The 21,307-nt window shown below is 62.6% G+C and carries 22 protein-coding genes; 10 read left to right on the top strand and 12 right to left on the bottom strand.

Annotation, left to right across the window (positions count from 1 at the left end; translation table 11 throughout):
- Positions 1 to 83: 83 nt before the first annotated feature.
- The 3 genes from BBD46_RS17705 to BBD46_RS17695 form a co-directional block, all read right to left on the bottom strand.
- Complete coding sequence (locus BBD46_RS17705) at positions 84 to 680, bottom strand: DUF655 domain-containing protein (protein WP_071403001.1); 597 nt, start codon at positions 678 to 680, stop codon at positions 84 to 86.
- Between the two features lie 110 nt (positions 681 to 790).
- Entirely contained in the window at positions 791 to 1,147 is a 357-nt protein-coding gene (locus BBD46_RS17700; RefSeq protein WP_004216955.1) for an RNA polymerase Rpb4 family protein, read from the bottom strand.
- Positions 1,148 to 1,180: 33 nt separating this feature from the next.
- Positions 1,181 to 1,489, bottom strand: a complete 309-nt coding sequence (locus BBD46_RS17695) for a 50S ribosomal protein L21e (RefSeq protein WP_006165637.1) — start codon at positions 1,487 to 1,489, stop codon at positions 1,181 to 1,183.
- 196 nt (positions 1,490 to 1,685) lie between these two features.
- Between BBD46_RS17695 and BBD46_RS17690 the strand changes: the two genes are divergently transcribed.
- Positions 1,686 to 2,870, top strand: coding sequence for a cystathionine gamma-synthase (locus BBD46_RS17690; RefSeq protein WP_071403000.1), 1,185 nt, complete (start codon positions 1,686 to 1,688; stop codon positions 2,868 to 2,870).
- Between the two features lie 87 nt (positions 2,871 to 2,957).
- On the opposite strand, the gene BBD46_RS17685 is transcribed toward BBD46_RS17690, so the two are convergent.
- Positions 2,958 to 4,091, bottom strand: a complete 1,134-nt coding sequence (locus tag BBD46_RS17685; protein ID WP_071402999.1) for a hypothetical protein — start codon at positions 4,089 to 4,091, stop codon at positions 2,958 to 2,960.
- A gap of 98 nt (positions 4,092 to 4,189) precedes the next feature.
- Between BBD46_RS17685 and BBD46_RS17680 the strand changes: the two genes are divergently transcribed.
- Positions 4,190 to 4,888 carry an MBL fold metallo-hydrolase gene (locus BBD46_RS17680; RefSeq protein ID WP_071402998.1) on the top strand — a complete coding sequence of 233 codons (699 nt, stop codon included), beginning with the start codon at positions 4,190 to 4,192 and terminating at the stop codon, positions 4,886 to 4,888.
- A 12-nt stretch (positions 4,889 to 4,900) separates the two neighbouring features.
- Here BBD46_RS17680 and BBD46_RS17675 read toward each other — a convergent pair whose 3' ends face one another.
- A complete protein-coding gene (locus tag BBD46_RS17675) occupies positions 4,901 to 6,085 on the bottom strand; it encodes an RNA ligase (RefSeq protein ID WP_071402997.1) in 1,185 nt (394 codons plus the stop codon).
- Positions 6,086 to 6,196: 111 nt separating this feature from the next.
- On the opposite strand from BBD46_RS17675, the gene BBD46_RS17670 reads away from it, so the two are divergent.
- The gene (locus tag BBD46_RS17670) at positions 6,197 to 6,667 is read left to right on the top strand and encodes a hypothetical protein (RefSeq protein WP_071402996.1); all 471 of its coding nucleotides are present in this window, start codon (positions 6,197 to 6,199) and stop codon (positions 6,665 to 6,667) included.
- 159 nt (positions 6,668 to 6,826) lie between these two features.
- Complete coding sequence (locus tag BBD46_RS17665) at positions 6,827 to 7,507, top strand: RNA ligase partner protein (RefSeq protein ID WP_071402995.1); 681 nt, start codon at positions 6,827 to 6,829, stop codon at positions 7,505 to 7,507.
- A gap of 49 nt (positions 7,508 to 7,556) precedes the next feature.
- Here BBD46_RS17665 and BBD46_RS17660 read toward each other — a convergent pair whose 3' ends face one another.
- Positions 7,557 to 8,867, bottom strand: a complete 1,311-nt coding sequence (locus BBD46_RS17660) for an MFS transporter (RefSeq protein ID WP_071402994.1) — start codon at positions 8,865 to 8,867, stop codon at positions 7,557 to 7,559.
- Positions 8,868 to 9,142: 275 nt separating this feature from the next.
- Here BBD46_RS17660 and BBD46_RS17655 point away from each other — a divergent pair, with 275 nt between their 5' ends.
- From BBD46_RS17655 to BBD46_RS17645, 3 genes are all read left to right on the top strand, one after another.
- The gene (locus tag BBD46_RS17655; protein ID WP_071402993.1) at positions 9,143 to 10,126 is read left to right on the top strand and encodes a Bug family tripartite tricarboxylate transporter substrate binding protein; all 984 of its coding nucleotides are present in this window, start codon (positions 9,143 to 9,145) and stop codon (positions 10,124 to 10,126) included.
- A gap of 242 nt (positions 10,127 to 10,368) precedes the next feature.
- The gene (locus BBD46_RS17650) at positions 10,369 to 11,193 is read left to right on the top strand and encodes a tripartite tricarboxylate transporter TctB family protein (RefSeq protein WP_071402992.1); all 825 of its coding nucleotides are present in this window, start codon (positions 10,369 to 10,371) and stop codon (positions 11,191 to 11,193) included.
- On the top strand, positions 11,190 to 12,698 hold the full coding sequence (locus tag BBD46_RS17645; RefSeq protein WP_071402991.1) for a tripartite tricarboxylate transporter permease: 1,509 nt from the start codon (positions 11,190 to 11,192) through the stop codon (positions 12,696 to 12,698). The genes BBD46_RS17650 and BBD46_RS17645 overlap by 4 nt, the downstream gene beginning before the upstream one ends.
- Positions 12,699 to 12,983: 285 nt before the next feature.
- Here the strand turns inward: BBD46_RS17645 and BBD46_RS17640 are convergent, their stop codons facing one another.
- The 3 genes from BBD46_RS17640 to BBD46_RS17635 all read right to left on the bottom strand — a co-directional run bounded on the left by BBD46_RS17640 (position 12,984) and on the right by BBD46_RS17635 (position 15,064).
- Positions 12,984 to 13,250, bottom strand: coding sequence for an elongation factor 1-beta (locus BBD46_RS17640; RefSeq protein WP_004216963.1), 267 nt, complete (start codon positions 13,248 to 13,250; stop codon positions 12,984 to 12,986).
- A gap of 5 nt (positions 13,251 to 13,255) precedes the next feature.
- On the bottom strand, positions 13,256 to 13,435 hold the full coding sequence (locus BBD46_RS21880; RefSeq protein ID WP_084777814.1) for an HVO_2753 family zinc finger protein: 180 nt from the start codon (positions 13,433 to 13,435) through the stop codon (positions 13,256 to 13,258).
- A 180-nt stretch (positions 13,436 to 13,615) separates the two neighbouring features.
- Complete coding sequence (locus BBD46_RS17635; protein ID WP_253184598.1) at positions 13,616 to 15,064, bottom strand: metallophosphoesterase; 1,449 nt, start codon at positions 15,062 to 15,064, stop codon at positions 13,616 to 13,618.
- A 316-nt stretch (positions 15,065 to 15,380) separates the two neighbouring features.
- Between BBD46_RS17635 and nreA the strand changes: the two genes are divergently transcribed.
- The 3 genes from nreA to nhaC all read left to right on the top strand — a co-directional run bounded on the left by nreA (position 15,381) and on the right by nhaC (position 18,712).
- Positions 15,381 to 16,676 carry a DNA repair protein NreA gene (nreA, locus tag BBD46_RS17630; protein ID WP_071402990.1) on the top strand — a complete coding sequence of 432 codons (1,296 nt, stop codon included), beginning with the start codon at positions 15,381 to 15,383 and terminating at the stop codon, positions 16,674 to 16,676.
- A 40-nt stretch (positions 16,677 to 16,716) separates the two neighbouring features.
- Positions 16,717 to 17,022 carry a hypothetical protein gene (locus BBD46_RS17625; protein ID WP_071402989.1) on the top strand — a complete coding sequence of 102 codons (306 nt, stop codon included), beginning with the start codon at positions 16,717 to 16,719 and terminating at the stop codon, positions 17,020 to 17,022.
- Between the two features lie 253 nt (positions 17,023 to 17,275).
- A complete protein-coding gene (gene nhaC, locus BBD46_RS17620) occupies positions 17,276 to 18,712 on the top strand; it encodes a Na+/H+ antiporter NhaC (RefSeq protein ID WP_071402988.1) in 1,437 nt (478 codons plus the stop codon).
- 131 nt (positions 18,713 to 18,843) lie between these two features.
- Here the strand turns inward: nhaC and BBD46_RS17615 are convergent, their stop codons facing one another.
- The 3 genes from BBD46_RS17615 to BBD46_RS17605 form a co-directional block, all read right to left on the bottom strand.
- On the bottom strand, positions 18,844 to 19,980 hold the full coding sequence (locus BBD46_RS17615) for an AI-2E family transporter (RefSeq protein WP_071402987.1): 1,137 nt from the start codon (positions 19,978 to 19,980) through the stop codon (positions 18,844 to 18,846).
- Between the two features lie 85 nt (positions 19,981 to 20,065).
- The gene (locus BBD46_RS17610; RefSeq protein WP_071402986.1) at positions 20,066 to 20,530 is read right to left on the bottom strand and encodes a DUF302 domain-containing protein; all 465 of its coding nucleotides are present in this window, start codon (positions 20,528 to 20,530) and stop codon (positions 20,066 to 20,068) included.
- A gap of 66 nt (positions 20,531 to 20,596) precedes the next feature.
- Positions 20,597 to 21,304, bottom strand: coding sequence for a type II CAAX prenyl endopeptidase Rce1 family protein (locus tag BBD46_RS17605; RefSeq protein ID WP_071402985.1), 708 nt, complete (start codon positions 21,302 to 21,304; stop codon positions 20,597 to 20,599).
- Between the last annotated feature and the right edge of the window lie 3 nt (positions 21,305 to 21,307).

The following is a 21,307-nucleotide window of genomic DNA, read 5'->3' as shown; positions in this document are numbered from 1 at the left end:
GCGTCGTTGTGGTTTGTGGCTTTGGCGTGTGGTCGCTGATCACTGATCACTGATCGGACTGTCGAAACGCCTCGCCGTCGCGGCTACTGGTTCTGTTCTTGCTCGCGTCGTCCGACGAACGTCTGGTACTTCAGATCCTCGTCGCGCAACTCCTGAATAATACGCTCGACGATGATCTCGTCCGGATCGTGGAGGCCGGAGACGCGCTCAGAGAGCTCCTCGAAGCTCTCGAACGGCTTTCGCTTTCGCTCGTCGAGGATCCCGTTGCGGAGTTTCTTCCCGATCCCCGGAAGCAGATTGAGCTGGTGGAGTCGCAGCGTGATCGGCTGGGCGTCGTTATAGAAGTCGACGAAGCGCTGTTCGTCTTCCTCGACGAGGTCAGCGACGACGTACTCGAGTTCCGACTGGGCACCGGAGGAGAGATCCTCGTACTCGACGCGGTTGCTCTCGGTGACGATGTCGCGTTCGGACGCGGGTTCGACGACGACCTCGCTGCCGATGGTGAGGCGTTCGTCCTCGTCGAAGGCGACTTCGTAGAGCTGGAAGTCCGTCGTGCCGAGGGCGTAGCCCGCGGGTGACTTCGCGTACTGCGGTCGGCCGTCGTCGGAGAGGCCATGTGCGAGGTAGTCCAACACGACCGCGCGCCGAACGTCCGTCCCATCGCTATCGACTTCGCTCATTGTCAGGCGATACGGGCACGGCGTACTTAAAGAGTCGGCCCGCTTGCAGCGAGCGCTGCAGCAGTGTGTCGGTCCCCCGTCGTTCGATCGTTCGATCGGGTGGTGATCGCTCAGGCGTACTTCGCGACGACGTTGAGAATGTCGTCGAGCTCCTCGCCGGAGAGCGAGTAGCGCTGCTGTGCGTAGACCGAGCGCAGTTCGCTTCGGTTACGTGGCAGGAGATTGGCGATCTTGTACGCCGTCGGTTCGTCGACTTTCTCGATCTCCTGCAGATCGGTGACGAGGTCCTGTGCGTCGTCGGGTTCGAGGACGGTGAACTGGTTGACGTGGTCGATCGCTCGCGCGAGTTCGTACGGCAGTTCCCGCTCCTCGTCCAGTGCGCGGTCGGCTTCGATGTCGGCGAGCAGCCCCTTCGTCTCCGAGACCGTCAGGAACTCCTCGTCGACGATCTCTTTGAAGATCGTCATAGTGGTATCTGTGTTCGAGGGCGCTGTGCGGTCTCAGACACGCTCTTCCGAGCGATCCTGGGCGCGCAGGTGTGCTGCGGTGACGATGAGCGTCTTGTCTTTGCCACCGTCGTTGATCTCAACCTTGAAGGCGTCGCCCTGCGTGCCGATGACTTCGCCCGTGTGACCGTCGAAGCGTGGGTGGAAGCGACCCTTGTGAACGCTTGGGTCGATCTTCAGGTGGACCTTCTCACCGACCTCGTACTGCTGAATCGCACGCTGTGGTGGCGAGGATCCGCGGTCTCGTGGACTGTTGGATAGCTTGTTCCGGGTTCCCTGACGAGGGCCATTAGATTTCGGCATAGTCGTACGCCCGTCTTGACCGGTGATGGTTATAAAACGCACGTCTTTCGCTCCCGCTCGGCCGCTGTCTGTGTCGACAGTTCCCATACTATTGCAGATATCCGCTCGTTCAGACGCCGAACACCACCCCCCGCTCGCAACAGTCGCCGTCATCGTAACAGTAACAATAATCCGACCGCGCAACGCGTCCCTCTGTATGGACGACGATGCTGACGCCGACGCAGATCAGTTCCGGATCGAAACGCGCTCGATTCACGCCGGTCAGGAACCCGACGAGGAGACCGGCGCGCTGATGACACCGATCCACGCGAACTCAACGTACGAGCAGGACGCGCCGGGAGAACACCGCGGCTACGAGTACTCGCGAACCGGCAACCCGACCAGATCTGATCTCGAGGCCAACCTTGCCAGCCTCGAGAACGCCGAGTACGGCCGCGCGTTCGCGAGCGGGATGGCCTCGATCAACACCGTGCTCAACCTGCTCGACTCCGGCGACCACGTCGTCACGGGCAACGACGTCTACGGCGGCACCCACCGCATCTTCACGCAGGTGTACGAGGACTACGACATCGAGTTCTCGTTCGTCGATATGACCGACCTCGACGCCATCGACGCGGCGTTCCAGGAGAACACGGAACTGCTCTGGCTCGAGACGCCGACGAACCCGCTCATGTCGATCGTCGATATCGCGGGCGCAGCGGACATCGCCCACGACCACGACGCACTCTGTGCGATCGACAACACCTTCGCGACGCCGTACCTCCAGCAACCGCTCGACCTCGGTGCAGACATCGTCTCGCACTCGTTGACCAAGTACCTCGGCGGCCACTCCGACGTGGTCGGTGGCGCACTCCTCACGAACGACGAAGAACTGGACGAACGCTTCGGCTTCTATCAGAACGCCGTCGGCGCGACGCCCGGCCCCTTCGAGAGCTTCCTCGTCCTCCGGGGCACCAAGACCCTGCCCGTCCGGATGGACCGCCACTGCGAGAACGCCCGCGCCATCGCAGAGTGGCTCGACGACCACCCCGATGTCGACCGCGTCTACTACCCCGGACTCGACTCTCACCCCGGCCACGAGATCGCCAGCGAACAGATGACCGACTTCGGCGGCATGCTGAGCTTTGAACTCGATGCCAGCCTGGAGGAGGCCAGCGAGGTCGTCTCGAACACCGAGGTGTTCACGCTCGCTGAGAGTCTCGGCGGCGTCGAGAGCCTGATCGAACAGCCCGCGCCGATGACCCACGCCGCGATTCCGCGCGAGGAGCGCATCGAAGCGGGACTCACGGATGGCCTCGTCCGCGTCTCGGTCGGCATCGAACACGTCGACGACCTGATCGGCGACCTCGAGCAGGCGATCGACGGCGCACTCGAGTCCTGAACTGCTGCGACCTGCGAACTGCGGTCAGCTGACTGCGGGCGTACTCGACTCGAGTCTTGACGCCCCAAATGCTACCCACCGTCCCAACTAGCGCGGCGCGTTGCGCTTCCCGATGTGGGAACACAGAACGGTCTGGAGTCCATCGAGGTAGGCTCCGAGATCCACGCTTGCGAGCGCGTCGTCGAAGCGCGCCGCGTCGGCGCACTCGACGTGCCAGCGGTCGAGGAAGTAGGCCTCGACGGAAGAGTCTTCGATCGCCTGAATGAGCGTGTCGACGTCTCTCGTTGGGTCTGTTTCTGCTCCCGTGTCTCGACCCGCGGCTGTCTTTGTGCCCGTGTCTGTCTGCGCCTCCGTGTCTTGATTCGTCCTTTCGTCACCAGCTGGACTCGAGTACAACCCATCTCCATCTAACGCGTCGCGTTCGATCACGCCCGTTTCGACCGCCCGGACGACGACGCCCGAACTGTAGTCGCCCTCGACGAGTTCGCGCCGCCAGGTCGCGAGCCAGTTTCCGATCCGGGCCATGCGCTGGGTTCTGTCGAGCACCTGCCGGAGCGACGCGAGTTCTCCTCGGTCGAACGTCGGCGCGTTCGCCAGATCGGTGAGGGCGTGGACGAACACCATCATGTTGTACGAGTCGTAGGTCCACAGCTCCTGCTCCGAGACGAGATTCGGGTCGCGATTCGCGAGCAGCGAGTACTCGATGGCGTCGAACACCTGCCGCAGGTCGAACGCGAGGATGTCGGCAAATTCGCCCGCACGCGGGCTCGCGTCGTACAGTTCCCGAAAACGGCTCCAGACGTCGGTCGCGAGGTCGACCACCGGACCGTCGACGCCCGCGCGGTCGGGGTCGGCGCGCTGGCTGTCGAACGGGACGTTCGCCAGTTGTGCGAACGTGGCCCGGTCGCCGTGCAGTTCTGCAACATCGTCCGCGATCGTGACGAACAGTGTCGAGAGCAGTTTCGCCGTCCGGACTCTCTCTTCACAGTCGGTGGCAACACACGAGAGTCGAAACTCGGGGAACGCGCTGTAGAGCCAGCGCCAACTCGAGTACCCCCGGTCCCCGAGGATCTCCTCGTAGCGTGCGAGAAGGTCGGTGCCGGTGATCGATTCGGGGAGTGGGTCCTGTTTTCGGTCCGTAATCGGATCGGTTTCGCTGTCGAGCGCGGGGACTCGTGGGACGAGCGAAGAGCGGTGTCCGATGGTAGACTCGTTCTCCATCGTATTTCCAATGGAAACTGACTGTATTAGTTGCATCGCTGTCGTGTAGTGAGAGAACCCCGCAGAGCTATCGGGGCGGCGACCCATAGCCGCCACACATGGACACTGATGCCGGTTTGCACGCACTGCCGATCACAGTCGACTACGGCGGACAGGACCTCGCGATCGCGCCCGCGGTCGTCGAAACCGAGCGCGGCCTCGTCCTGTTCGACATCGGCCCCGCCGACTCCGGCGCGGTCGACGCCATCGAAACGCACCTACGGGCACTCGAGTACGACCTCACAGACATCTGGCTGGTCGTGCTCACGCACCACGACGGTGATCACGCGGGCGCGCTTGCGACGTTGCTCGAACGCACCGACGCGGTGGTCGCGGCCCACCGCGACGAGACGCCGTACGTGACGGGCGAGCGCGATCCGATCAAGGGCAGTGGAGACGACAGGTATCCGCCAGTATCGGTCGATATCGAACTCGCTGGCGGCGTTCGCGTTCCGACGCTCGCGGGCCCGTTCGAGGTCGTCGAGACGCCGGGGCACGCGCCAGGCCACATCTCACTGTACTTCCCCGACGGCGGGCTGTTGGTCGCCGGCGACGCGCTGGTTGCAGACGGTCCGGGCGACGGTCCCGACCAACTTGCCGGACCGAAGCCGGAGTTTACGCCAGAGATGGAGCGGGCACTCGAGTCCGTCGCGACGCTCGCCGAGCTCGATATCGAGCACACGCTCTGCTATCACGGCGGTTACGTTCCGGCAGGAGCGGATCGGATTCGCGAGATCGCAGAAACGGACCAACACTGACAGCAAACACCGCTACTCGCGGACGATGTGACCGTCGAGATAGTTCCGAATCGTGTCGTTGGAGGAGGGCGTCCGCTTGCAGAACGTCACGACGCGGTCGCCGTCTTCGTGATAGTCGGCTTCGATGTCGATGTCGAGTCCCTGGCCGCGGAGGTGTTCGAAGAGTACGTCGATCGTCTCGTCGCTCGCGCGAACGGTGTGGCGCTCGCCGAGGGTGTCGCCGTCCTCGACCGTCTGGATCGCCTCTCGCATCGAGCAAAGGATCGATTCACCGACTTCGTGTGCGCGCTCGCGAGCGACCTCGTCGTCTTCGTCCCACTCGACGGTCTGGAACCCCACTCTGAGTAGTCGGCGGAACATGAACGCCTGGCCGTAGTCGAACGGGAGCGAGAACGCGTACGCGAGGTCCGAGTTCGTCGACGCCGAGGTCGTGTACTTGAGCAGCGTGTTCCCGTCGAGCGATTTCAGTATGACACCCTCGCGGTCTTCGGCGTCGAGTTCGCGGATAATCTCCTGTACGCTCGCGGCCGCGTCGTCGACGTCGACGATTTCGAACAGCGGCGTCTGCGGGACGCCGAACGCCTCGTAGCGCTCGCGGCGCTCCTGAACTGGCAGTGGCTCGCCAGACTCCCGGTCACGCCAGTCGAACGCCCGGAACGCGATCGAGTCGACGCCGGGGTACTCGTGTGCAGTATAGGGGTTTTCGGGACCGATCATCTCGCCGCAAACCAGTGCGTTGGGGTGTTTCTCGAACAGTTCAGAGAGGTCGACTAACCGCGGGAGCACGCGCGTCGTGAACGGACAGACCATCCCGCTTCTGGAGAACGCGAGCTGTTCGCCGTCGAGCCGGGCGATGCGAACGTTGTAACCGTTCAGCTTCTCTTCGACAGCGATCCGCTCGTGCTCCTCGAACTGCGTCGGAATTCCCGTCTCGAGTACCAGCGTTCGAGGTACCTTCGGAAAGCCCCGGACCACCTCGCCGTCGATCAGGACGGTCCCGCGCTCGACTCCGCGGCGGTAGTCCGGGACGTGACGGTACTCGAGTCCCTCGTAGTTTCGCTGTTGAAGATGAGGTTGAAGGCCGTCGAAGGCGGCATCGCCGATGCCGAGTTGGCGGTGATAGCTGGCGTCGTCACCCCTGTCGTTGCTGGATTCTGTCTCGGCGTCCGTGTCGGGAGTGTCGTCTGGTGTGCCCATCGGTGAACGTACGACGAGCAGCGGAATGAACCCCGACCCGCTCGCTGTCTCCCATCACTCGCGGTCGCCGAAACGGAATTCTCATCGGGCTGGCGTCCCAAACGGGTGGTAATGCGAATCGAACTCCGCGTTTGCCAGCACTGTCTCGACGGCGATCACGCGACCGAGGAGAAGTCGAAGCTGTTGCAGGACATGGTGGCCTGCGCCGAGAAGATCAAAGAGCACAAACACGTCCTCGACCTCGATGCGGTCCACATTCGCCGCGTTCGGGACGACGAACCGGGCAAGCCCGAGGCGCTGCCGGTCGTCGCGGCGACCATCCAGAACAATCAGATCGTTCTCAACGACACCCAGCTCGTCGCGGAGGGCCAGGACGGGAACATGCTGCTGTACGCGAACCCGAGCGACATCCTGACGGTGCTCGCGGGGAACATCGACGAGATCAGCAAGGCCGTCCACGAGGACGTAACCGTCGACCTCTCCGAGCGCGGTGCACAGATCGTCTCGCAGGCGGATCTTGGTGCCAAGGGGCCACAGGGAGACGGACAGGGCCAGGGGCCGGGTCCATCGCCAGGGCCGTGATCTGACGCCTGGCACCTGATACCTGACGCCCAACATCTGACACCTAATACCTGACACCCAACGCCTGACGCCTGAGGCCTGACACCTGACGCGACTGGCCGACACTTCCTGGCTCCTCTCTCGACGTAGTTATTTCCTCCTTCGCCCCCTACACACCCCATGGCCACCTCCAGCGAGGCCTTCAAGCAACGGTTCGTCCTCGACACCTCCCTCTTCCTCACCGAGGAGATCCGCCGCGACGACGAGTCACTCGAGGACGCCATCTTGCGCCTCCTCGAGTTGATCGCCAACGCGCGGCTCAATCTGGGCATCTCGTGTTACATGCCGCCGACGATCCACGACGAGTTCACGACGATGCTCGCGGCCCGCGACGTGAACGACGAGGTGTATTCCCGACTGCACACCTGGGTGATCCGCAAGCATCCCGACCGCTACGCCGTGACGATCCCCGCGAACGTCGTCTACAGTTTCGTCGACGAGATGAGCGGCCGCGTCGACCGGGGACTCCGGGTATCGGAGAAGGCGGTCCGGCAGGCGGAGGACGCAGTCGACGAGCCACTCGAGGACCACGAGTACAAGACGGAGATCGACGCCATCGTCTCGGATCTGCGCGAGAAGTATCGTACCGCGATGCGGACGGGGGTGCTGGACTCGCGCGAGGACTTCGATCTCTTGATTCTTGCCCGCGAACTCGATGCCGGCGTGGTCACCGAGGATAGAGGGATCATCGACTGGACGGAGGATTTCGGCCTCCGGTTCATCCGGGGTCGGGAGTTCCCGACGCTCCTGGAGCAGTATTTGACGGCGGTGGATCCGGAGACGCGGCGGACGATCGACTGAGTTCGTTTGTTATCCGATATTCGCGACCCACTATCCAACGGCAACGTCACTACTCGGCATCTGCGGTCGCCACGGTGGGCGTATCCGTCCGTTGCTCCGCGAACAGGAGCCACAGCGAACACAGGAACGCGATGGCGACGGCACCGGCAAGGATTCCGAACGCGATGCGGTAGCCGAACTCCGTATAGGCGACCGTGCCGTCGATGGTTTCGCCGGTCTGGTACTGGTCGAGCGCGAGCCCCATCACGGCGGGAAGCACGGTTGCGCCGACGAAGCCGGCGGTGTTGACGGTTGCCGTCGCGACGCCGCTCGCGCTAGCAGGGTAGCGCTCTTTGACGATCGAAAGCGAGAGCATGGCCGCCCCGGCCAGCAGTCCACAACAGAAGTACGAGACGGCGACGAGATAGAGTGGTGGCTGTCCGAACACTGGAATTACGCTCAGTGCGATGGCGAAGCAGCCGAGTCCGATCGCCATCGGGAGTCGCCGTCGTGCGATGCGGTCCGAAACCCAGCCGATGACTGGCGGGCCGACCAGCATTCCGACGGAGCCAAGCAGCGTGTAGTAGGAAGCCGTCGTCGTATCGACGCCGTAGACGACGACCAGATACGGGATTCCCCAGAGTCCGAGCAGGGTGAGGAGCGCACCGTTGCCCGCAAAGAAGACGATCGAGAGCAGCCACTGGACCCGGTCTTTCGCGAGCAGTCGAAGGTTTTGCCAGGTTTCTGTGAGCGAAATCGATGGCTGCTCGGGGACGCCGTCGATCGGTTCGAGTCCGGCGTCGGCGGGCGAACTCCGCGCGAGGATGTACACCGCCCCGGCAGCCCCCAGTCCGACTGCAGCAAGGCCGAGGATAGTTGACCGCCATCCGACCGTGCCGACGGCGACGGCGAGCGGCGTCGTCGCGAGGATTGCGCCGAGGCCGGCAACACTTGCCGTCAAGCCGGTCATCGTGGCGAACTCGTCCGCGCGATACCAGTTCGCACAGAATCGAAGAATCGAGACGAAGATAACGCCGCTGCCGAGTCCGATCAGGGCACGTGAGAGAAACGCCGTGAGGTAGCTGCTACTGAGCGCGAATCCGATCGCACCGACGCTGAGGACGACACCGCCAGCCGTTCCGACGTATCGCGGCCCAACACGATCGGCGAGGACGCCGGTCGGAATCTGGATTACTGCGTAAATGAGGAAGAACGAGGCGTGGAGGGTGCCCAGTTGTGCGGCCGTCGTCTCGAAGTCGACAGTCAACTGTTCGGAGAGAACGCCGGTCGAAAGTCGGTGTAGATTGACGAGAAGGAACACTGTTGCGAGCGCACCCCACGCAAGCCAGCGACGGTTCGTCGGATCCGAGAGCAGGTTCACGTCTACACTCACTCACAGGTAGCGTCCAGTAAACGTTGCGCTGGCGGCAGTGCAGTCGTCTCGATGACACCGCCCCAGATGGGACGGTCCGATTCGGTCCTTGGTATCGTAGATCGTGAGTGGTATGCCACCATAACACAATCGTATGATTATTGGGTGGGAAAGAAGAGGAGTGTCCGCATCTATACCAAATTATCTTTCATCTGTGTTCGAGATACCTGTAACTCTTGCATAGGTGGCCATCCTTATCACCGTTTCAGCGGATACGGTGGACTGTGAATCGACGACGTCTGCTGAAAGGAATTGGTGCAGCATCTACTGTCTCGCTTGCTGGCCTTGCCGGCTGTCTCGACAACGAAGAACTGACCTGGATGATTCCGTGGTCCGAGGGCGGTGGCACGGACACCTACGCCCGCCAGCTCGGCCCACTCATGGAAGAAGAACTCGACGGCTCCGTCGTCATCGACAACCAGCCCGGTGCAGGAAGCCTTCGCGGTATCGAGTGGCTCCACGACCAGGAGGACGACGGCACCGTCTTCGGCACCGCGAACACGCCAAGCTGGCAGTTCGGCTGGCGGCTCGAAGGCATCGACGACTGGCAGCCGTCTGACTTCGAACCGATCGCGTACTCCGGCGTCTTCGGCTACACGATCATCGTCAACGACGAACTCGGCGTCAGCGACTTCAGCGAACTGCAGGACGCCTACGCCGACGGCGAGGTCGACAACTTCGCTCATCAGGGAACCGGCCACGACAGCCACGTCATCTCCTACCTGCTTCGCGACGAGTACGATCTCGAGTGGGAGAACGCCGTCGCCTACGACGGCGGTGGCGAAGTCAACGAAGCCGTCATCTCCGGCGAAACGCCGGTCGGTATCGCAACGAACACCTCCGCCGCCGACGCCGCCGACTCCGGCGACGTCAGCGCCATCGTCAACCTGATGGACACCGATATCGACGCCTTCCCGGAGATCGACCAGATCACCAACTACGGCGACAGCCTCGCGTACATCTCCGAATTCAGACAGACCCAGATCGCGCCACCTGGCACCCCGGAAGACGTCCGCCAGGACCTCGCCGACGCCATCGAGTACGCCGCAACCCACGACGAGGCCCAGGAGTGGGCCGAAGAAACCGGCAACGTACTCGAGTACGGCGACATGAATGCGGCGGCCGACGACCTCGATGGCGCACTCGACGAACTCGAGGCGAACGTCGACTTCGAGGCGTTCGAGGAGCGGATCGACGAAGACGCATAACCTGACGTGGCCGCTCACAGTCGCTGGTCTGGTGCGGTGTCTGCGGGTGTGAGTAGCGTGTGTAGTGTCCGTAGTTGAGTGACAGAACTAGTGTGGTGGATGTAGCGTGTGGACAGAACCAGTGTGGCGGAAGTAGCGTGTGGAGTGTCCGTACGTGAATAGCGTGGGTGGGGTGGGATACCGCCAGTACCAGTCCCAGTACCAGCACCAACACCAACCGACAACCCAGAAAAACACAATCGATGGACGACACAGACACCGTTGGCGAGACCGTTTCACGCACAGCCCGAGAGGGGTTCGAAACGGTCACGACCCGACTCAGTGACGCGGGCGAAGTCGTGTTCCGCGAACGAGGGACGATGGAGCACGTGTTGTTGCTCTGTTTCCTCGTCGCTGCGAGCTACATGTTCTGGGGAGCCAGCGAGTTTACCGCGAGTGCGGCGACGTTTCCCCGGCTAACGGCGGGGGCGACGATCGTGCTCTCGCTCTTGCTCCTCGGGCGAAACTATCTGCCGGGTCCGCTCCGGCGATTCGTCGCCGAGCCGGCACAGTTACTCGGCGCTGACGAGGACGACGGCGACGGCGACACTGACGCTGACACTGACACTGACGACCAGTCAGCCGAGGAGCCGACTGCAGGTGCCTACACGTACGACATCGACGACCCGTGGGGTCCCGCCGTCACCGCGGGACTGTGTGTACTGTATCTCGGCCTGACGTTCACGATCGGGATGCTGTACGCGACGCCGATTTTCGTCGCCCTCTTTGCATGGTGGGCGGGAATCGACCGACGGCGGTCCATCGCACTCGTCGGCGTCGGCTTTCTCACCGCGCTCGTGTTCTACCTCGTCATCGCGCCGGAAATCGCGGTCGGCTGGTACACCGGCTGGGAACCACCGGCACCGCTGTTCATCGGTGGGGGTGACACCAGTGCATTGGCAACACTCACCGTACTCTCTGGCGTCGGTGGCGGTCGGACAACGCGCGAAACGGCCCGTTCACACGGCACTACCGCTGACCGAGAGGGAACCACTCGCCGCAAGCACGGGGTGAACCAGAACCAATGACAGTCGAGTCACTGTTCGGGGCACTCGAGACGCTGCTCACGTTCGAGACGATGATCTGGGTGATCATCGGCGTTCTGCTGGGGATCATCGTCGGCGCGCTGCCGGGACTCGGACCGCCGCTCGGGATGGCGATTATCCTGCCGATGACGGCGCCGCTGTCGCCGGAGAACGCGATTATCCTCTTGATCGGGATCTACAGCGGCTCGATGTACGGCGGGTCGATCGCGGCGATCCTCATCAATACGCCCGGGGTGTCGTCCTCGGCGGCAACGATGTTCGACGGCTACCCCATGTCGAAACAGGGGAAAGCAGCCACGGCGCTGTCGATTTCGGCGACAGCGTCGACGATCGCCGGGCTGTTCACGATTACGGCGCTGATCCTGTTCTCGCCGTTCCTCGTCGAGATCGTGCTGGCCGTCGGTTCGCCGGAGCGGTTCCTCGTCGCCGTCCTCGGCCTGGCGATGATCACCGTCGTCACCCGCGGCTCGATGGCGAAAGGACTGCTCGCCGGTGTCGCCGGCCTGCTCGTGACGACAGTCGGGTCGGCCCCGATGAGTCTCGACAACCGATACACGGACTCGATGCTGCTGTACGATGGGATCGACTTCGTCGCCGTCCTCATCGGATTGTTCGCGATCGCGGAGATGATGAAACTCGCCGGGCAGACGGGCGGTATCGCCGATCAGGCGGTCGACATCGGCGGCGGCATTATCGACGGTGCAGTCGAGACGGTCAGGCGTCCGCTCACGGTGTTCAAATCGAGCATGATCGGGATGATCGTCGGCTCCATTCCGGGTGCCGGCTCGACGGTCTCGAACTTCGTCGCCTACTCCGAGGCCGTCCGCAGTTCGGACGACCCTGATTCGTTCGGCTCCGGTAACGAGACCGGTGTCGTCGCCTCGGAGGCGTCGAACAACGGCACCGTCGCGGGCTCGCTCATTCCTGCGATCTCCTTCGGTATCCCCGGGAGTTCGTCGACGGCCGTCCTCATCGCCGGCCTGCTCATGCACAACCTGCGACCCGGCCAGAGTATGTTCGATCCGAGCGGCGAACTCGCGTTGACCTACACGATGTTGCTCGCGTTGCTGGTCGGAAACATCATCATCCTCCTCGTCGGGCTCACGCTGGTCACCCGGCTCGGCGTCCTGACCCGAATCGACACGAACTACCTCATCCCGATGGTCGTCGTCCTCTCGTTCCTCGGGACGTACGCCCTCGATTCGAACCCGATCGACGTCGTGACGATCATCGTCTTCGGCGTGATCGGCTTCTACATGGTGCGGTACAACTACTCCGTGATCGCGTTCGTTCTCGGAGTGGTCCTCGGCAGCATTGCTGAGGAGAACCTCTACACCTCGCTGCAGATCTCTGATGGCTCGTACATGATCTTCCTCAACCCGATCGAGTACGGCTGGCTCTCGCCGTTGCTCGTGGTCGCAATCGTCGCGATTCTGTTCGGGCCGTTCCTGAAGGGCCGATTCGACGCGTACCGGGAATCCGCCTGACGAGTCACTTTTTCAGTATCTTCGAATCGGCCCGCGCTGGATCGATGGTACTCGAGTACGTTCCGAGCTACTTCGAGTTCTTCCGAGTTTCCGAGTCCACTGTCTGCACTAGCGGTGGGTGGTGGTATGCCAGCAGTACGAGCAGGTTTGGGAGCCACGACGGTGTGCTCCCAAATGTGGCCAGCTACACGACGCGACCAGCGACACCAACGTAGCCAAGCGGTCAACGCAGTCGCTCACGACCAATAACAGCGAACACGGATCGAAAATCGATTCGAATCCGAGTTAGATACGGCCGACGTTCTCGACGCCGACACTCTCGACGCCTTCGACGTCATCGAAGTTTTCTTCGACGGTTTCCGTGCCGCCGGAGCCGTCAGGGACGATTACGGTCGGGTAGAGTGCAACGAGGCCGAACGCGACTTCCTCGCGCTCGACGCCGTTGATCTTCGCACCCTCAGGGAGTGCGCTCTCGAGACGCTCCTGGAGTGCGTCCAGGTCGATTTCTGGGCTGTCCGGCATGACCTTGATTTTGGCAGCGACTTTTCCCATGGAGATCAGGGTCCGGTGAATCCGCACTCGGTGCACTCATAGAGGTTGCTCTGCTTGCGGCACTTGGCACAGCGGTAAATCTGCTTGCCACACTCTGGGCACTTGAACGCCGCAGCGTTCGTGCCGGCGATGTTGATCCCGCAGGAGACACAGGATCGTGTCTGCTGATCGTCCGTCGTACTCATACCCCTTCCTTTCCGCCCGCCGTTTTTAACGGTTGTCTTTTGCGCGTTCCTTGTGTGTGTCCACGACACGTACGATGTCTACGCCGTGTACGACAGGCCGCCGTTCGTCACCGCTCGTCTTTGCTCGTCCTTGCACGTCTCTCCCCATCGCCACTCCCAGCGTGGACATCGCCACCCCCGTCAGTCGTCCGGATCGATCGTCGTCCCCGACTCCGTCACGTACGCCCGGTCGGGGTACTCGAGTGCCGGCGCGCGGCCCAGTGTCAGCAGTCGCTCGAGGAGGGTCATCTCGTTTGCGGCGGGGCTTGGTTTGTCTGCGGGGGTGTATTCGACGATGATGCCGTTCTTGCTGCTGTTGCTGCTGTTCCTGTTACCGTTGCTGTCACTGCTGTTCCTGTTGTCGCTGTTGGCGCTCTCGTAGCCGTCCCGATCGCTGTCGCCGCCGTTACCGTTCCCGTCGGCGTCGTTGGCGGCCGATATACGCACGATACTCAGGTGGTACGACGGGTAGTAGACGGGTGGGAGCAGGCCGGCGACGACATCCCGGCGGTGGAGTCGCTTCAGCCAGGTACCGGTGTTGACGAGCAACCGATTGTCGACGACGGACATCATCGGTCGGTGGGTATGCCCGTAGCAGAAGACGGCGGTGTCCGGCCGTTCGTCGAAGACCTCTCGTGCGGCCTCTCTGTACGGTTCGTCCGGGTCGACGGTGAGATCGGTTTCGCGGATACCGAACCGGTCGATGGTTGCGCTGAGGTCGCGGAGAACGAGGTAGACTGGAATGCTCGCAAGCAGCAGAATACCGACGATAACGACGTTAGCGACGAGCAGGAAGTGGACCGCTTCGCCGACGAGTCCCAACTGTGCGAGTACGTCGTCCGTTACGGTGACCGGCATGGTCCAGATGCCTGCGACATCGAGGGCTGCCAGCACGGTGATGACGATGCTGACGTTGAATAGCAGGAGGACCGGCAGCAAGGCGTACCGAAGCGTCGGCCTCATCTCACGGTAGAAGTACTTCGAGAGGAGCCAGCGGGGCACGCGTTCGGTCGGCGTCACCGCCTGAACGTCCTTGAGCCAGTTGTACCGGCCGCGGTCCGAGAGTCGTCCCGCTCGACTCGTCACCAGCGTATTGTAGTAGTAGCCGAGCGGTTTCTCGTAGGGATTGCCGAAATCCTCGAATCGATTGTTGGGATCCTGCCGATGACCGTGTTCGAAGTGAATCGTCCGGTCGCCGAGCGGTCGGGTGAGCGACTCGGCTCGAACGAGCGTGACGTTGTACGCTGCCAGCAGGCGTTCGTACTCCTCGTACGCGGCGAGTTCGGTGTCGTGATTGCCCGGAAGCAGCGTAATTGGAATTTCAGCACCCGTCGCACGGAGCTGTTCGAACAGGTCGGGATAGCGTTCGACCAGTGTGTCGAACTTTGCGACGCCCTGGGATTCCGTGAACTCCCAGAGCCCAAACAGGTCGCCGTTGATCACGAGTTCAGCGGGTTCGGCCGTCGTTTCGAGTCGTCGAAGGAAGGTGAGTAGCTCCGGAAGGAACGCAACGTCGCCCAACTGTTCGTCGCCGCCGATGTGGAGGTCACTGATGACGTAGTACACCGGCGCTTCGCCGTCAGCTTCCATGCAGTCCTGTTCGTGTGCAACCACAATAACTGCCTGTGCCGTCCTGAATTCGGCTCCGCCAGCCGGGCCACCGCTGCGTGCCGTAGTTTCTCACCCAGAAAACACCCAGCCGTATATTTTATACCCCACGCCGAATCATCGGGTGCGGCCTGGTGCCACACTCTGCCGACACCGATCCAACACCGGTTTCGGCGTGCCCGATGGGTGGTGGAATGCCTGGCCGTGCCTCTGACATTTCGCTGGGGACGCACACTGCCAGCCCGCGGAGCGCTGTGCAACTCAACATTCAAACCCCAGCCATCCTTACAGTGAGTGAATGCGCCTCGACGACTACATCGAGGAACTCGAACCCGACGAGGAAGCCGAGCGACGGCGCCTCGCAAAGGAGAAGTCCTACGCGATCACGGACCACCTCGAGGAGTTCGAACGCCGCTTCGACGACGCGCTGAGTGGCGACACCCTCGTCGGTTCGACTGCCCCATCTATCTTCGTCGGCCGATCGAACTACCCCGACATTCCGATCGGCGTGCTCTCGCCTGTCGGCGACGAGGACGACGCTCAGGAGTACGTCACCGACGGCAACTGGTACAATCAGGGGTACGCCATCGACGACGTACTCCAGCGCCGAACCGGCCTGCTGAACTCCAACAAGCGGGCGAACGTCGACTCACCATCTATCGCGAGTCGCCTCACGCCCTCCGTTCACGACACCTGGGACGGCTTCGTCGGCGTCCAGCGCGAGGTCGCCATCGCCGGCAACCCGGTCGACCTCGAAATCGGCCTCGACGACACGCCCGACCTCGGGCTCGATGCCGGGACGGACGTCGCAACGCCGCGCGGCCCGCGCGCCAACGCCCGGAACGCAGAGCTTCGAGAGAACCCCTACGTCCCGAAGCCGGTCAAGAAAACCCTAGAGGACGACGACTGGCAGGCCCAGGGCGCGATGACCTACCTCTACCGGCGCGGCTTCGACGTCTACGAGATCAACTCGATTCTCTCGGCCGGCGCACTCGGCGAAACCAAGCAGCGTCGTCTCGTCCCAACCCGCTGGTCGATCACCGCAGTCGACGACACCGTCAGCCAGTTCCTCCGCGGCCGTATCCGAACCGAACAGAGCATCGACGAGGTCCAGGTCTGGGCCAACGAGTACATGGGCAACCGCTACTGGGTCGTCCTCGCGCCCGGCACCTGGGAGTTCGAACTCGTCGAGATGAAGGCCCCCGGCAGCATCTGGAATCCAAACAGCGACGGCGACATCTGGCTCCAGAGCGCCAGCGAGGGCTACGAGGGCCGCACCAGCTACGTCGAGGAAACCGCCGGCGCGTACTACGCGGCGAGACTGGGTGTACTCGAGTACCTCGAATCGATCGGCCGCCAGGCGAAGTGTCTGGTCCTCCGTGAGGTGTCGGACGACTACTGGGCACCCGTTGGTGTCTGGCAGGTTCGGGAGAGCGTGCGAAACGCCTTCGACGGCCAGTACGGTGAGGCGGAGACGTTCCACGGGGCAATCGCGGAGATTGCGACGCAGTTGCCGGTGTCTCACGCGCGCTTACAGCGCAAGTCCGAGCTTGCGGCGGGGTTGCAGACGAATCTGAACGCGTTTTCGCAGTGACAGGGGAACGCCTTTGGTCGGACGGCGACTCAACCCCAGTATGAATTCGATTACGGCTCCGGTTGCGTTCACGCCGGTTCCTGCTTCGCTCCCGTCTGATCTCGGGACGATTCTGGCAGTGCTGTTCATGCTCATTGGCGTCCCGATGATCCTCTTTGGGCTCATCTTTCTCTATACGGGGTACGTCAGGTACGACGCCGAGCAGTATCTCGACGAACTCGAGGAACTCGAGAACGGGGAGGTAGTGGAGGGAGAGGGTGCCCACAATGGCACGCAAACAGCACAGTCAGCAGATCCGAACCGTTCGACCGAGACGGAGACGGATCACGAAGCGGATCGTGAGTGAGTCGGTCAGTCGGCTCGGGTGACGCTGTGAATCAGGGCGAACATCAGAACTGGGAGACAGCACTGGTCGTTTCAGCTGGCTCCATCCGGGAGTGACTGCGTCGTTCGATCTCTGTTATCGGTGTCGCCGGTTTCAGTGATTCGTTCATGACTTCTGATCTGTGTCTCGCGTGTACGTGGTTCTCGGCACCATGAACCATACTCCAGAGTAATTAACCGCGGCGCTTTTATTCTTCACCTGCATAAACTGGTCGATGGCACTCGACTTTACACCAACTACCTTTGACGAACTCGATCCGGAGCGACGACCCACGTTTCGGCTCGCACTCGTCCCCGTGATTTCTGTCGTCGTCTTCCTCGGCATCGGCTCGGCACTCCTTGGGCTGGATCCGCACGTGCCGCTGCTGTGGAGTATCGTCGTTACCGGCGCGTTCGGCCACTATCTCGGCTACAGCTGGGACGACCTCTACGAGGGTGCCGCGGACGCACTCCTCATGGGGATGCAAGCGATCTTGATTATCTTCACCATCTACGCACTCATTGCCACCTGGGTCGACGCCGGGACGATTCCTGCGATGATGTACTACGGTCTCGAACTCCTCTCACCGCAGATATTCCTGCCTGTCGCAGCAGTCCTCGCGGCAGTCGTCGCGTTCGCTATCGGTTCCTCGTGGACGACGGTGGGAACGCTCGGTGTCGCCTTCGTCGGCATTGGCTCCGGGCTGGGCGTGCCCGCACCAATGACCGTCGGTGCGGTCATCTCCGGTGCCTACGCGGGCGACAAGCAGTCGCCGCTCTCGGACACCACGAACCTCGCCGCCGGCGTGACGAACACGCCGCTGTACGAGCACATTTACCGCATGCGAACCGGAACCGCCATCGCGTTCGGCATCGCCGTCCTCGCGTTCGCCGCTCTCGGTCTACAGGCCAGCGGCACCGTTCCATCCGGCCAGATTGACGAGATACAGACCGCAGTGGCAGGAGCGTACTCACTTTCCCTACTCGTCTTCGCTCCGCTGGCCGTCACCTTCGGACTCGCACTGCGCGGGTATCCCGCCCTCCCGACGCTCGTCGTCGGCGCGTTCGCCGGCGTCATCACGTCAATTCTCGTCCAGGGAACCGGCTTCGTCCCGGCGTGGGAGGTCTTCATCGAGGGGACCGATCCGGAGACAACCTCCTCGCTCGTGAACGAGTTGCTCGCAACCGACGGACTCACTGGATCGGCCTGGACGATTACTGTTGTCGTCGCCGCTCTCGTCCTGGGCGGCCTTCTCGAGAAGACCGGCGTGCTCGCCGTCCTCGCTCACCACCTCTCGCAGGGTGTCCGCAGTTCCGGCTCGCTCATCGCCGGCACCGGCGTCTCGGCGATGGCGATCAACGTCCTCACCGCCCAACAGTACATGAGCATCGTCCTCCCGGGCATGACGCTCCGGAACCTCTACGAGGACTTCTCGCTGGATAGCGACGAACTCTCGCGAGCTGTCGAGGCTGCCGGGACGCCAACCGGCGCGCTCATCCCGTGGCACGCCGGCGGTGTCTTCATGGCCTCGGCGACTGGCGTGGCGACACTCGAGTACGCGCCGTTCTACCTGTTCGGGTTCCTCTCGCCGCTGGTGTTGTTCGCAATGGTTGCGATGGGGTGGGATGTGCCGACGACGCACCGCGCAGAGCGGGTTCAGAGTGCGGACTGAGGTGCGTATAGCTCGGTCAGGAGGTGTTGCAGGTCGTGTCGCGGCTGTGCCGTGAGGCAGTGGTCGATGATCGGGTCTATTTTTCTACGAGGAGAGAATCCCGCCGTTTTGTCGCCCCGTTGGTTGCAGAGTCAGTCGTTCGCCCCCGGCGTATTCGGACCTGCGTCTGCTGGTCCCCGTCCAGTCGGTCCGGTTGGCTCGGGAGAGTCGGGTGGCTCTGGCGGCTGTACCGACCCGCTTTCGGGCTGGCTGGCGGACAATGACGTCTTGTTGAAGACGTTCAGTCCCGCTTTGAACACAGCGAGCAGGACCGGACCGAGGAACAAGCCCATGATGCCGAGCAGGTAGATTCCGCCGATGACACCGACGATAACCACTGCAGGGTGGAGCCCGGAGCCGCGGTCGACCACGTACGCCCGAAGGTAGTTGTCGACCAGCGAGAGAACCGTAATTCCATAGAGCAACAGCGCGACCGCACTCACTGGACTCGCGGTCATCAGCAGATACCCCACCGCGGGCCCCCAGACGAGCCAGACGCCGATCGCCGGCAGGAAGGAGACGATGATCATGATCACCGTCCAGAAGGCGACGTTCGGCACGCCGAGCAGGTAGAAGCCGAGTCCACCGAGCAGTCCCTCGATCACCGCGACGAGGACGTGGCTCTTGATCACCGCCCAGGTCACGACGTTGATCTCGGTGAATAGCTCCTCGCGAATGTGGTCTTTGAGCGGGACGACATCGCGCAGCCAGGCGACGAAGGTGTCGCCGTCGGCGAGCAGGTAGTACAGCAGGAAAATGAACACGAGCAGCCCGATCCCCATCTCGATTCCGCGGTTGAGGAGACCGACGAGTTCGAACAGGGCGAGCTCGAGTGCACCCGCGACGGAGTCTTCGAGTTCCTCGACGACGGCAGTTTCGAGCGACTGAATCTGTTCGGTGTCGATACCGAGGTCGTCCTCTGCGATCGTTCGGAGGTCTTCGATAGAGCCAGCGGCGTCGAAGCTAACCAGGAACGAGACGACGGTATCGAGCACGATCAGGGATACGAGCAAGAGCGGGACAATCGCGCCGACGATGGCGACAACAGTCAACAGGAGCGCACTGAGTCGTGTGCCGAGTTTGGGTTCGAGTCGCTCATAGGCCGGATAGAGAATGAACGCGAGGAGCGCAGCACCCATCACGTACTGGAGCAGCGGTGCGACCATCAGGGCAGCAATTGCGGCGAGGACGAGGAGGAGGAGGGCGAAGGCGGCGGTTCGAACGTCCATGGCGCTACGTGAGCCGTCTGACACGTAAGTCTTGGTATCTTGTAGCGGGTGAGCAACCGATGAAAACGCAGCGTGACAGACCGAATTACGGCGAGACGGCGGCGTCAGCGGACTCGAGTTCCTCGAACAGCGTGTCGGTAAGCTCGCCGGTTTCGTCGAGAATCTCGTCCCAGGCCTCGTTGTCCGGCGCGGTGCCGAGCAGGCGGGCAATCTTCATGATCGAAACGTGGTAGACGCGCTGCCGACCCGGTTCCTCCTCCCAGACGATTACGTTGCAGGGGAACAGGCCGCCGATCTGCTTGGTCTCGTCGAGTGCCTTATTCGCGATTTCGGGGTTGCAGGCCCCGAGCACGTAGTACGGATCGCGGTCGGCACCGACCTTCTCGTTCAGCAACTCGGAGGGCGAGAACTCGACCGGAATCCCGAAGCCGCAGTCGGTACAGACCTCGCGGACGAACTCGACTGCTTCCTCGTGGTCCATCTCGAGTACGGCCTGTTTTTCGCCGTAGGCCTCCGGGTCGATCGCGGCGGGATCGAAGGGAAGTGACATACAGGCGATTCGCACTCGGCGATGAAAAGCAGTTGGGTCCGCCAAGGATCTTGGACGCAGCCCGCGCTACAGCGGGATCGGAGTCCACTCGAGTACCCCGAGGAACAGTCCCGGGTCGAACAGCGGGTCGTGGAGGACGAGCCAGTCGAGGAGGACGAGGCCGACGCCGTGGGCGATAACGGAGGGGAGAATCGAGTTCGATTTGTAGTCCACTGCGCCGAAGAGGACGTCCGTCGGCCCCGAGAGCAGGAACTCGATCGGCGGCTTCGAGGCGTGGTGGATCATGTAGACGATGGGGCTGATGAACACCGCCTTGAAGCCGATATCCTTGACGCCGACACAGAGCAACCCGCGGTAGTAGGTTTCGGCGGCGAGCGCGAGCATGAACAGCTGAAACGCGTGCGGGACGAACTCGCCGGGGGCTGTCGAGGTCTCCCACATCGGGTAGAACTCGCGGATCGTCGGCAGCGTCGAGCCGACGAGGTAGAAGGGAAGGACGAACATCGAGAGCAAGACCGCGTTGCGGACGGCGACCCGGTTGATGTTCCAGCCGATGTGGCGACCGTGTGTCAGGCCGAGCGTGAGCGGGCCGCCGATCAACAGGATACTGTCGACGACGACGCGACGGTCGAGCTCGCCGGGGACGTAGTGCATCCACAGCAGCGTGAGCACCGCGCCGGTCAGTAACGACTTCTGAAACCAGGAAAGGCGATCCGTCTGGTCGCGAACCCAGCCGAGCAGGCCGGCGAGACGCCGGTCGTCCTCGGTCGCCACGGG

The sequence above is a fragment of the Natrialba sp. SSL1 genome (assembly GCF_001861355.1).
Lineage (GTDB): Archaea > Halobacteriota > Halobacteria > Halobacteriales > Natrialbaceae > Natrialba.
The sequence above is the reverse complement of the archived record's forward strand: the minus strand, read 5'-3'. Positions and strand labels throughout refer to the sequence as shown.